General features: G+C 60.7%; 7 protein-coding genes. 2 read left to right on the top strand and 5 right to left on the bottom strand.

The genetic code is table 11. The features are described from left to right. Positions 1 to 38 precede the first annotated feature (38 nt). Entirely contained in the window at positions 39 to 2,813 is a 2,775-nt protein-coding gene (locus AC1RTP_RS04230; RefSeq protein WP_498605020.1) for a heparinase II/III domain-containing protein, read from the bottom strand. Positions 2,814 to 3,074: 261 nt separating this feature from the next. On the opposite strand from AC1RTP_RS04230, the gene AC1RTP_RS04225 reads away from it, so the two are divergent. Further along, entirely contained in the window at positions 3,075 to 4,292 is a 1,218-nt protein-coding gene (locus tag AC1RTP_RS04225) for an alginate lyase family protein (RefSeq protein WP_498605018.1), read from the top strand. A 43-nt stretch (positions 4,293 to 4,335) separates the two neighbouring features. Here AC1RTP_RS04225 and AC1RTP_RS04220 read toward each other — a convergent pair whose 3' ends face one another. Next, complete coding sequence (locus AC1RTP_RS04220; RefSeq protein WP_498605826.1) at positions 4,336 to 7,869, bottom strand: indolepyruvate ferredoxin oxidoreductase family protein; 3,534 nt, start codon at positions 7,867 to 7,869, stop codon at positions 4,336 to 4,338. A 155-nt stretch (positions 7,870 to 8,024) separates the two neighbouring features. Between AC1RTP_RS04220 and AC1RTP_RS04215 the strand changes: the two genes are divergently transcribed. Then, on the top strand, positions 8,025 to 8,492 hold the full coding sequence (locus tag AC1RTP_RS04215) for an Lrp/AsnC family transcriptional regulator (RefSeq protein WP_498605016.1): 468 nt from the start codon (positions 8,025 to 8,027) through the stop codon (positions 8,490 to 8,492). A 28-nt stretch (positions 8,493 to 8,520) separates the two neighbouring features. On the opposite strand, the gene AC1RTP_RS04210 is transcribed toward AC1RTP_RS04215, so the two are convergent. Genes AC1RTP_RS04210 through AC1RTP_RS04200 form a run of 3 tightly spaced genes read right to left on the bottom strand, consistent with a single transcriptional unit; the run spans position 8,521 to position 12,956 of the window. Next, positions 8,521 to 9,312, bottom strand: coding sequence for an SDR family NAD(P)-dependent oxidoreductase (locus AC1RTP_RS04210; protein WP_498605014.1), 792 nt, complete (start codon positions 9,310 to 9,312; stop codon positions 8,521 to 8,523). 12 nt (positions 9,313 to 9,324) lie between these two features. Continuing rightward, positions 9,325 to 9,960, bottom strand: coding sequence for a response regulator (locus AC1RTP_RS04205; RefSeq protein WP_498605012.1), 636 nt, complete (start codon positions 9,958 to 9,960; stop codon positions 9,325 to 9,327). A gap of 59 nt (positions 9,961 to 10,019) precedes the next feature. Beyond that, complete coding sequence (locus AC1RTP_RS04200) at positions 10,020 to 12,956, bottom strand: sensor histidine kinase (RefSeq protein WP_498605010.1); 2,937 nt, start codon at positions 12,954 to 12,956, stop codon at positions 10,020 to 10,022. Positions 12,957 to 13,076: the final 120 nt, after the last annotated feature.

The raw sequence follows: 13,076 nt of genomic DNA, 5'->3' as shown, positions 1-13,076 counted from the left end.
ATGATTATAATGATATCGATCACAAAAGGCACAGGTATTTACTCCAAAGCGGCAACAGCCGATGCCGGCAGCTCGAAGATCCGGAATTGCTGTCCCGCCTCGCGCACCATGCGCCCGGCCACACGCAGGACTTTCGAACCTTCTTTTATCGACAGGATGCGCGGCCAGCCAGCCACTGGTACCCGCAACAGCAAGGGCGCCTCGCTGGTGTAACGCCAGCCGCCATCTTGCCGCCACAGGGCAGCCGAAGCCTCGCCCTTCTTAATTGACAACGCATAGCCTTGGCCGGCGAGTTCGCTGCCATAGCCGAGGAAAAGGTAGTCCAGCCTATCGCCCTGCTCGGCCACGATGCCGTAGCGCCCTTTCAAGCGCCTGCCTTCATGCGAGTACACGCCCTGCGGCCCGTCGTTCGACAAGATGCTTTGCACCTTACCGCCTGCCGCCATCACCCTGATACCCAGCGCGCCCGGCTGCGGATTGGATTCCGTCACCGACTGAACCTGCGGCGGCATCTCATCCTGGACCGCCTCGATTACCAGGCTGAATGGATGCGTCCATGCCTCACCCGACTGGCGCACAACCAAGGTTGGCGACGGCAGTTTGTCTATGCCGCCAGGCAGCATGCCGGCCGGCCACGCCGTTGACGGCGGCGCCTTCACCGAGAAGAACTCCCGGCCAGCCCCGCCCTGCAGCCAGGCGTGCACCGACACCGAGCGCTCCGGCAATGCCAGGTCAAAACGGGCCCGCAAAGGCTGCAATGATGTCAGCGATTGCCTATCGCTCCAGAAGTCATAGCCAAACATATCGCCATCGGCAAACGACAGACGCTGGGAAGGTTGTTCCGTCAACGGTTTGCCTTGCGCGTCGGTGAACACCATCGTCTGCCCCAAGCCGTGATAGATGTAGTCGTGGTACTTGTCCTTGCCATTGCTGCGGCGTGAACGGAAGATATCGACGAAGTATCCATTCTTGCTGTCAAGCCGCACCGTGCCCAGCACGCGACGCTGCTGCGCATCCGTGGCAGGCTCGGTAAATGCGGCATCGGAGAACGTGGCCCATGGGAAGACCTGGCCGGCCGGCTTGCCAGGTGCAGGGTACGCCGCATCAATCTTCAGCGGATGGGCGATCTTCATCGAAGGATACGTGGACGCGCCATCGACGACCACCGTATTGTGCGCCGGGAATTGCGCGTAATACTGCAGGTGGTCATTCTGAAGGTAGCCGGAACCGCGGCCACTTTCCGGCGCGATGCTGACACCATGCGCGAACAGCTCCATGGCAATGCCGTTTGCATGGGCATGGTTCCCCATCGAACCGACCTGGGAAATGACCATGGCGTTATCCGCTGCGCCGGCCCCGAAAGCGCCATTGCGCTGGATCAGCCAGCTGACATTGGGGGCATAAAAAACAGGCGATTGGAACTCGCGCACGTCGGCGCCGGACACGCCAGCGACGACAGGAGCGGCCTGCGCAAAGAGTCCGCTGACACCGGTGCCTGCCCCTGGCGCGGCTTCGCTGCGCCCTCCCGCCGCGCGAATTGCGGCCAGCAAGCGCGCATATCGCCGCGTAGCATCACTTTCCCCGCCGGGTCCGGCGTGGCGGCTTGCGTAGGCCAGCATCCCTTCCACCGCATTGGTACGCAGGCGGTCGTAGCGGGTGTCGCCGAAGCCTGCCATACGGCCATTTGGCAGCAGGTATTGCGGCAATGCCAGGACCGCTTTGTCCAGCACCGGCATTTGCGGCATCAAGTCGATGCCGAACAGGCGCTCAAGCAATTCCAGGCATTCCAGGTAATCGTTAACCACATTGATCGAGTAGCCTGGGGACTCGTTCCAGATACCCGTACCCTGGTCATAGCCGTATTCCAGCAAACGCTTCAGCGGCCATTGGCGCGAACCGCTGCCGTCGATGACGGCGCGCACGTACTGCCGGGCAGCCTCTGGCTCCAGCACTGCCGCAATCTGGAGCACGAAGCGCGCTTTGATCAGGTTCCAGTTATTCCAAGGCACGCCATTGGCAAGGATCTGATCCGCCCATTTTTTAAAGGCGGCATCGTAGGTTGGCGCTTTGCCCCGGAGATATCCATGCATGAAATCGTAGGTTTCAGCCAGCGGGCCAACGATATCTTCGTGGATCACCTCATACGACTGCATGCCGACGATCGTGCCGTCATGTGCGCCGTTCAAATCCAGCGGGGCTTCGCGGTAAGCCATGCCCGTCATATAGGTATCGAAGACAGCGGCCGAAAATTTCGCATACGCTTCATCTCCGGTGTACCAGTAGACAAACGAAGCATCGCGCGCCAGTTCCACGATCCGCAAATTGATGGATTCGACGATACGGCCGCTCTTCGACTGGTGCACCCATTCCCACTGTCCCGATGCTTTGTTCTGCAAGTACAGCAAGTCGTTTTCGCCCATGTAAGGCTTGACGTCTTCCAGCTTCGGCGAAGCATAGGCGGTGGCAGTGTCACGCCCCCCGGTGAAGCGTACCGTCGGCACCGGTGCGTTTCCGCTGGCATGGTGATACAGGCTGTCCTTGACATACACTTGGGTGGCTTTGGACTGCCAGTACATTTGCAGGCGCGATACGATCCACTGTGGATCGTGGGCGTGCCGTTCGACGTATGGGCGAACACGCTCCTGGATTGCGGCGAGCTTGCCCGCTAATGCACTGTCTTTTCCAATACGCTCGCGCAAGGCATCACGCCCTGCCTCGCTACCTGGCACCAAGCGGGGATGCTGGTCAGCGGCCATGGCGAGCGGCGCCTGGCAAACCGCCACCGCAAACCAGACCGCCATTGGCAAAAACATGTTGCGGATAAAAGCCATCTTTGCAACGCACATCATCGATCCTATCGTTTAACAAAATACAAATGCAAACGGCAGGAGGGCCAACGCGGCAATCTGCGCGGACGTACGTGCTTTCTTGTTCATACAACGGTCTCCGTTTTATTTATCAGTCTCTGGCGACGCCTGTAGCATAGGTGCATCACCTCCAACGACTCTTAGTTATCGATAACAATGACATGGTAGCATTAGACTTCCACTACTTCAAGCAAATGAGGGATACCCTTGCGAGCAGCAGCCACCTTCCCCATTCTTTGCATCTCGATGCTTGGCGGGTGCAACACCCCGCTCCAACGCCATGCCGAAGTGACGGCGCCGCATCAGTCACACACCACGGCCGGTGCAGCTTTTGTTCACCCGGGCCTGCTACATATGGAGAGCGATTTCACACGCATGCGCGACAACGTCGCCGCGCGGCGGCAGCCGTGGTCCGACAGTTGGCAGCGCCTGGTCGCCAACCACCATGCATCACTTGACTGGAAGCCGAATGCGCAGTCGGCCATCTATCGCGGACGAAACCCAGACCACGCAGAGAATTACGCGGCACTCTTCAACGATGCCGCCGCGGCCTACGCTCTTGCGCTTCGGTGGAAGATCACCGGCGACACCGCCTATGCACAACACGCCATAGAAATCCTGAATGCGTGGTCGCACACGCTGACGATGATCGGCGGCAGTTCCGACAAGTTCCTGGCTTCCGGTATTTACGGTTACCAACTGGCGAACGCAGGCGAAATCCTGCGCTCATCTCCAACGTGGCGCGCGGAAGATTTCCGGCGCTTCCAGTCGATGATGCTGAACGTGTTCTACCCCATGAACCACGACTTCCTCACACAGCACAACGGCGCAAAGATCGACCACTACTGGGCCAACTGGGATCTCGCCAACATGGCGTCGATGCTGGCAATCGGAGTCCTGGCCGACCGTCGCGACATCTATGCCGAAGCGGTCGACTATTTCAAGCATGGCGCCGGCAATGGTTCAATCGAACACGTGGTTTGGAAATTGTATCCGGATGGGCTGGGCCAAGTGCAAGAAAGCGGGCGCGACCAAGGCCATACCCTGCTCGATATCGCGCTGCTCGGAGCGTTCTGCCAGATGGCCTGGAGTCAGGGAGACGATCTTTTCGGATATGACGACAACCGGTTCCTGCGCGGAGCGGAATATGCCGCCCGGTACAACCTCGGGAAGGACGTGACTTATACGCAATATACGAACAGCGACGTCACGCAACCCGTCATCTCACCGAACTCGCGCGGTGAGGTGCGTCCAATCTGGGCACTCATCTACAACCACTATGTTGTGCTCAAAGGTCACGCGGCCCCTGCTGTCGAGGCTTATGCACGCAAAGTTGCGCCGGAAGGCGGCGGAGGCGACTACGGCCCCAACAGCGGTGGCTTCGATCAATTGGGATATGGAACATTGACATATACGCTCAAATGATCGACAGCCAGACCGCCCTTGGGCTATTTCTGCACCAGCCCGCTTAGGCAGCGGAACCTGCCGCGATCTGCTGCTTCAGAGTGGCCAGCCTTTCGCGGCCAGCAGCCAGCGCCGGCAATTTGACATGACCGAAGCCGCGCACCGATTCGGGCAGTTGCGCCATACGCAGGGCGAGATCTTTGTTGCCCGCATTGAGCGACCGCTTGAACATCTCCACGGCAGCCGTGTATTCGTCGCGCCATGCACGCTCCTGGCGTCGTTCCGACGTATAGCCGAAGACGTCGAGCGGCGTTCCACGCAGCCGCTTCATGCGGGCCAGGGCGCTGAAGCCGGACTGCATCCAAGCCCCATAGACCTGCTTGCGCGGGCGCCCGTCGCTCCCCTTGCGCGCCAGCAGAGGCGGCGCCAGGTGGAATTGCAGCGAATAGTCGCCTTCGAACTGCGCGGCCACTTGCGCCGCGAGGGCACCGTCGCTATGCAGGCGCGCTACCTCATATTCGTCCTTGTAGGCCATGACTCGATACAGATTACGCGCCACGGCACGCGCCAGCACCAGTTTTGCGTGCGCGCCTTCGACGGCCCGTTCCTTCTGTTCCACCGCGCGCACCAGTGCGACATAGCGTGCCGCATAGGCTTCATCCTGGTAGGCCGCCAGAAGGCGGCTACGGTGTTCGAGGAGTTGCTCAAGGCCCTGTGGCGGCACAAACTGGACCACCTGTGGGCGTGTGCCGATCGCCTGCTCCAGCGCCGCAGGATTCGCGGCGGCGAGACGGCCCAGGAGGAAGGCGCGCTTGTTGAGGTCAATGGCCACATTATTCAGTTCGATCGCCCGCATCATGGCCGCATTCGACACCGGCACCAGGCCTTTCTGCCATGCGTAGCCAAGCAGCACGATGTTCGCGGTGATCGGTTCGCCAAGCGCACGGGTCGCCAGCTCGGTTGGGTCCAGACTCACCACCTGGCCGTTGCCGGCTGCTTCCTGCAGCTTCGCAATCAAGGCATCCTTGTTCACCACCGCATCGGGATTGCGCGTGAATTCAGCAGTCGGCGTCTCGCGGCTGTTTGCCAGCACCTGGGTATGGCCTTGGCCGATCACGCCCAATGCGTCCGGCATCGCTCCCACCACCAAGTCGCACGCGATCAGTGCATCGGCCTGGCGCAAATCGATACGGACCTGGTTCAGCTCTTCCGGCGATGCGGCGATGCGGATGTGCGACATGACAGCGCCGCCCTTTTGCGCAAAGCCCATGAAATCCAGCGTGGACGCGCCCTTACCTTCCAGGTGCGCCGCCATCGTCACCAGCGCCCCCAGCGTCACCACGCCGGTGCCGCCGATGCCGGCGACCAGGAATTCGAACGGCTGCTTGAAATCGTGCTTTTGCTGCTGCGGGTAGCCAAGCAGCGCCAGCTCCAGCTGCGCCAGCGTGACGCGCGCCGCCGCCGGCTTTTTCAGCGTCCCGCCAATCACGGAGACAAAGCTTGGGCAGAAACCTTCCACACAGGAGTAGTCCTTGTTGCAGGAGGCCTGCTCGATCTGGCGCTTGCGCCCGAGCTCAGTTTCCAAGGGCATGATGGACAGGCAGTTCGATTGCACGCCGCAGTCGCCGCAGCCCTCGCAGACCGCAGGATTGATCACCATGCGGCGGGCCGGATCGGGGAATACCTCCTTGCCCGGCTTGTTCTTCTTGCGGCGCCGGCGCTTCTCGGCGGCGCAGGTCTGGTCGTAAATCAGCACCGAGACGCCTTTCAGCTGGCGCAGCTCGCGCTGGATAGCGTCCAGCTCCTTGCGGTCCTCCACAGCAACGCCCTGCGGCAGCACCACGCTGTTATAGCGCTCGGTATCGTCGGTCACTACGACGACTTTCGCCGCACCTTCACTGAGCACCTGCTGCGCGATTTGCGGAACGCTCAAGCCGCCATCCACCGGCTGCCCGCCGGTCATGGCAACAGCGTCGTTGTACAGGATCTTGTAGGTGATGTTGGTCCCCGCCGCAATCGCTTGGCGCACCGCGAGATAACCGGAATGGTAATAAGTGCCGTCGCCCAGATTCTGGAAGACGTGCGGCTCCGAGACGAAGCGCGAAGCAGCGACCCACGGCACGCCTTCGCCGCCCATCTGGGTCAGGTTGACGGTATCGCGGTCCATCCAGGTCGCCATGAAATGGCAGCCAATACCGGCCAGCGCGCGGCTGCCTTCGGGAACTTTGGTCGACGTATTGTGCGGGCAGCCGGAGCAGAAGAATGGCGTGCGGCGCACGGCATCCTGCGACAGGCCGCTCGATGCGCAGAAATCCGGCAGCTGATTTGCCAGGCCGGCTTGCGGACGCAGCGCAGCAAGCCAGCGCACCAGCACCGGCGCGATACGCGATGGACGCAACTCGCCCAGGGCCGACAACAGTGGCGCACCCGTTGCGTCGGTCTTGCCGAGAATGACGGGCCGCTGGTTCGCAGGCTGGTTGTAGAGCAGCTGTTTGACCTGCTCCTCGATTACCGCGCCCTTCTCTTCAACCACCAGGATCTGTTCGAGCCCCTGCACAAACGACAGCAGGCCGTTTGGCTCCAGCGGATAGGTCAGGCCCGGTTTGTACAGGCGGATGCCTAGTTGCTCCAACTTTTCGAAGCTCAGGCCCAGGCGCTGCAATGCCTCCAGCAGGTCAAGATAGGCCTTGCCGGCACTGATGATGCCAAGGGTCGCCACCGGAGCCGGCACCACCAGCTTGTCAATCGGATTGGCGCGCGCGAAAGCCAGCACGGCCTTCAGTTTTTCATGTACGCGCACTTCAATGCCCAGGCCCGGCAGGTCCGGCCAGCGGTAATGCAGGCCATCGGCCGGCGGCAGGTAATCGCTTGGCGTGCGGAACTCCGGCATGGCAGGAATATTGACGACCGCCCCGCCCTCCACCGTTTCCGAGATGGCCTTGAAGCCCACCCAAGTCCCCGAATAGCGGGACAAGGCCCAGGCGTACAAGCCGAATTCAAGGTATTCCTCGATATTGGCCGGATTCAGGACCGGCATCGACCAGGCCATCAACGCTTGTTCGCTCTGGTGCGGCATCGACGATGACACGCAGCCATGGTCGTCGCCCAGCACCACCAGTACACCGCCATGCGGAGAAGAGCCGTAAGCATTACCGTGCTTGATCGCGTCGCCGGCGCGGTCCACGCCAGGGCCTTTGCCGTACCACATCGCAAACACGCCTTCGACCTGACGGGTTGGATCGGCTTCCACTTGCTGCGTGCCCAGCACCGCAGTGGCGCCCAGCTCCTCGTTAATCGCCGGCAGGAATTCGATCTGGTTCGCCTTGAGCATCTTGGATGCGCGCCATACCTCCTGGTCCACCGCGCCGAGCGGAGAGCCGCGATAGCCGCTGATAAAGCCGGCGGTATTCAGGCCGCGCGCTTCGTCGAATCGCTTTTGCATCAGCATCATGCGCAGCAAGGCCTGGGTGCCGGTGATGAAAACGCGGCCGCTCTCGCGCCGCAAGTTGTCATCAAGCTGGTAGCCCGGGTCCACTAGCGGCGTCTCGCCCTCAATACCTTTTTCCAGCGGGCTTGCCAGCTCCTCGGCGCCTTCCATCGAACCCATCGTATCTCCTTGTTTTAACTTGTAATCGGCGGCAATCCGCCTGTACCATCAAGGCAATATGTTAGGTTTCCGGGTCAGGAAAATTATTCCTACTTTGCAAAGGTAACCGGGCCAAACGAAACTGTATTTCTCAAAACGGGCAGTTAATGGAAAATTTCACTTTTGATGCAGCGTCTCTCAAAATCCTGGCTGAACTCCAGAAGAACAGCGCGATTTCAACCAATGAGTTAGCTGAACGGGTGGGCATGTCCGCCACACCCTGCTGGCGGCGGCAAAAAGAACTGGAAGAGAAAAATGTCATTACCCGCTATGCCGCAATCGTCGACCGCGACAAGCTGGGATTGCGCCAGGTTTGCCTGCTCCACATCTCGCTGGCGCGGCACGACACGGGGGTGGTTGAAAGCTTTGAGAATGCGATGCGGGTCCGGCCGGAAGTCATGGAATGCTATGAAGTTACCGGAACGTCGGACTATCTGGTCAAGCTGATCGTTGCCGATATGAATACCTACCACGACTTCCTGCACAACGTCCTGCTGAAATTGCCCGGTGTTTCGCAGGTCAACACCAGTGTCGCCCTGCGCGAGGTCAAATACGAGACGGCGCTGCCTGTCTGAGTGGCCGTCACCAGTGCTTTAGGCTGGGTCAGAAAGCGCTCTTGACCACGCCGCCGTCAACCCGCAGCGCCGCGCCAGTCGTTGCCGATGAAAGTGGGCTTGCAACGTAGGCGACGAGCGAAGCTACCTCCTGCGGCGTGGCGAAGCGCTTGATCAGGGATGTTGGGCGCACGTTGTCGAAGAACTCTGCTTCCACCTGCTCGAAACTTTTTTCAGCCGAACGCGCCATGCCTTCGACGAAATCGCCAACACCACGCGATTTCGTCGGCCCTGGCAATATGCTGTTGACGGTGATGCCGGTGCCTGCAACCGATTCCGCCAACCCACGCGACACTGCAATTTGTGCGGTTTTCGTCATGCCGTAGTGGATCATCTCGGTCGGGATCTGCACCGCGCTTTCGCTTGAGATGAAAATGATGCGGCCCCAGTTTGCCCGCTTCATTTCCGGCAGCACCAGGCGCGCAAGGCGCACGCCGCTCAAGACGTTGACGTCGAAGAATCGCCGCCAATCCTCGTCGGGAATATCCTCAAAGGCTTTGGCCTCGAAAATGCCAAGGTTGTTTACCAGAATGCTGATGCCCGGATGGAGCCGGACCACTTCCTGCGCGGCTTCGGGCTGGCTCAGGTCGCCGGCAAACCCCAGCACCGTGCCGCGCGATTCCGTGCGCATGCGATCCACCGCCGCATCGACCGCGGCCTGGGTCCTGCCATTGACGATGACGCTCGCGCCTTCCTGCGCCAGCGTGGCAGCGATGGCATAACCGATTCCCGCCGTGCTGCCGCTTACCAATGCAAGCTTGCCTTTCAGTTGCAGATCCATGGTCCTTCTCCTTTAGTTTTCCCAATATCCACGGCGCAGGGCGATCGTCACGGCGTGGGTCCGGTCGCGCGCGTTGAGCTTTTGCAGGATGGTTTTCATATGCGCCTTGATGGTGTCTTCCCTCAAGCCCAGGCGCTCCCCCACCCTCTGGTTGGAATTGCCATCGGCGACAAAGCGCAGCACTTCCAGTTCCCGCTTGCTCAACGTATCTTGCTGGAAGCTGTTGGCTAGGCTGCAGGAAACTGGCTGCGGCAGTTGCCGTTGTCCCGCATGCACAGCTACGATGTAGTTGCCTAATTCGGTACGCGCCAGGTTCTTCAGCAGATAGCCGCTCGCTCCGGCGTTCAAAGCGCGCACCACTTGCACGTCGCCAGCATAAGTGCTCAGGACAATGATGCGGGCCTGCGGATCCAGGCTGCGGATGGCCACCGTCGCTTCGATGCCGTCCCGCCGAGGCATCTGCAAGTCCATCAGCGTCATATCGGGCCGATAACGCTTGTATTGCTCAATGGCGTCGTCGCCGTCGCCAGCCTCTGCGACCACCGAAAACCTGGGGTCAGCCAATAGTACGGCGGCGATCCCGCTACGCATCAGCGGATGATCGTCTACAATCATCACGCTGATTGTTTCGCTGCTGTTGCTTTCCATGACAGCGCTCCTTTTTCGTCCACTGTAGCGTATCACCGCAATGGCATGCCGGGATTACCCTATCGGGTGTAAGCCAGGGCACCTGTCAGCGTCAGCTGCCATTCGGTCCCGGCCTCGGCACAGCTTCTCAGCGCCAGCCTGGCGTTGATCCATGCCGCCCTTTCAGCCATTCCGCGCAGTCCCCAATGATTCTGGCGCCCGCCATCGTCCAGGATTTCCGGCGGTATTCCGACACCGTCATCGCGTACGACACAACGGAATTCCCGCCTGCCATACTCAAGCTCCACCTCTATCCTGCTTGGCTGGGCGTGGCTGTATGCATTGACGATCGCCTCGCTCACGATGGCCAGGGCTTCCCGGTGGATCGTGTGCTCAAGCTGGCGTACCGTGCCCTTGACCGTCAACTGGATAGCGCTAACCTCGCCAGGCTGCAAACGGCTCGCCGCGGCCATTACCGCATCAGGAAAACTCAGATTGCTATCGTCTTCGCCCCGTAGCTCCCGGATGCGGCCGCGGCCTTCATCGACAACATCGTCAGCCTGTTGCAACGCGGATTCGAGCTGTATTCGCATGGCATCTCTTGCCGGCAGTTTCAACACGGCGGCATGGATGTGCAGGATCAAGCTCTGTACCGATTGCAGCAGCGTGTCATGCAACTCCCTGGCAATGCGTTCACGTTCGTGAACGCGCTCCTGCAGCTGATAGGCCAGGCGCCTTGCCAGGCGCCCGATGTGCCAGCGGTAAGCCAGGTAGGCGGCTGACAACAGCAACACCCCGCACAACATCCTGAACCACCAGGTCTGGGTCATGGTCGGCACGACCGTGAAACCCACCGTGGTTTGCAGGTCGCTCCATTTGCCGCTGTAATCGGAAGCTGCAACGTGAAAGCGATAGTCGCCAGGCGGAAGGCCGCTGAAGTACGCACTGCGGCGGGTACCGGCGTCCTGCCATTCCGCATCGGCTCCGTCGAGCCGGAAACGAAAGCGCACCCGCTCCGGCATCGCCAGCAAAGGAGCGGTGAAATCGACCTGTAATGCGGTGACGCCTGGAGCCAGCCGCATGCCGTCCTGCAGGGCCTTGCCCTCGCCGGGCGGCCCGATCGTTTTAATGATGGCCGGCTGCGCAGGCGCCGGCGGCAGTTGCTCGCGCGGATCAAGCCGGAACACGCCGGTCGACCTGACAATCCATAAGTGCATGTCGGACGAAAGCACCAGCGAAGGCGATGGTGAAACGCGCGGCGCACTGCCCTCCAGCCCATCGAGCTGGTCCAGTTTTTCGTACTGGACCCGGTAATCCGGCTCCCGTTTGAATCGTGCAATTTCCTCGCCCTCGACATGGAATAGTCCAGCCGTTGCATTCAGCCAAAGGTCGCCGTTATCCATTTCGACGATTCCGGAGATGCCATCAAAGGCCTGGCCGTCGACGCCAGTGAGCTGCCTGAAGCGGCCCGCCTGAAACAGGGCAAGTCCATTGTCGCCGCCAGCCCAGACATGGCGGCCATGCGGATGCAGCGCCATCACCAGGCCAATCGTGAGGCCCTCAGCCGGGCCATAACTACGCTTTTGCCCACCCTCGGCATGGACAACGCGCCCGGGGAAATAACCTAGCCACAGGCCCGACTCCCGCGAGCGCGCCATCACATTGACTTCCCCGCCATCCCCGTCCTTTTCCCAGTCGCCGCTGGATTTCCTGCGGTACAGGCCTAATTGTTGAACCGCCGCCAGCAGCTCGTCGTTACTGTCCGCCAGCACACTTGTGACGATCATGTTGCCGATGCTGCCGGGCAGCGCAATCCTGCGGCTGCCCTGCCCCTGGATGCGGTGCAGTGCGCCAAAGGAAGAACCCCATATGGTGCCATCGCTGGTCCTGGTAAAACTGGTCAACAGGTTCCCCCAACCCTCGCGGCCCGCCGGCCATAGCGGCGTGATCTTTGCCGCACCGGCATCGCCGGGAGCCACGTGGAACCCGCCTATCCAGGCCCCGCCCTTATCGTCGGCCATAATGGCCCCGCCTATCGCCGATTCCGGAACTTCGATCCGGGCCAAACGCCGTCCTCGAAACCGATCGATCCCATTGGATGTGGCGGCCCAGATATTGCCTTCCCTGTCCTCGAATATCGCCCCTACCGAAGGGCCGCTTAAACCCTGCTGCGGAGCGGTACGGAAGGACGCATTCGCGGTACGGTATTCAATTCCCTCTTTGCGCCCGACCCAGAGATTGCCTTGGCGGTCGAACAGCAGGCTTGTGGGGTCGCCGAGCCGCTCCCACTGGACCGGATTGTCGCCCTGCATGAAGCCTGCCACCCGATTGAACCGGGCGCGCGCCGCATCCCAGCTCACCACGCCGCCTGGCAGATTAAAGAGAACCCCGGTGCCGCTGCTGACCGGCGCTTTGGCGAACTGCGTGGAACCCGGACGCAGGAAATAAACTCCGGTATCGCCTTGCGCCCACAGCACGCCTTCACGGTCACGCATCAATGTCTTGAACCAGGCGGCAGGCACCTGCCACGCGCTTGCAGCGGCTTGCCAGCGGTCGTTTTCAAGGTAGTACATCCCCTGTGCCGTCGCCGCCCACGTTCGGCCGTCGCCGTCCTGTTCCACTCCCCATACCGCACGGCTGGGCAATCCATCGCGCTCGCCGTAGTTGCGGATGCGTCCACCCTCGAGCCGGGCAGCGCCACCGGTGCGAAATCCAACCCACAAGGCGCCATCGGTAAAGGCATTGACCACACTGACATTCCTCGTTAACAGGGCCTCGTTGGACGGTACGAAGCGCTCAAACTGCATCCCGTCAAATCGGTACAGGCCGGTCGGACCACCCAACCACAGCCAGCCATCCCTGGTCTGGGCCATGGACAAAATCATGGTTGGGGCGCCATCGCGCGCTGTCCAACTGGTGTGGTGCAAATCAATCGAGGCAGCCTGAGCGGACAAGCTGCAAGCGAACATTGCCAACACGAAAGAAGTCATTCTGAAAAAAAGCGATGCACTCTTCATGGGATTCGTGACCGGCTGTTGAATGTGGCTTTAAAACGCTCGTAACGCAGTTTATTGTATAGAAAGAAACCACCCGATAGTGTGTATGTCGCTTGTGACCGCTTGTATATCCTGTTGCTT

This window comes from Pseudoduganella sp. GW821-FHT11H04, assembly GCF_058807935.1.
Note: the sequence above shows the minus strand (reverse complement) of the source record. Positions and strands in the feature narration are given on the sequence as shown.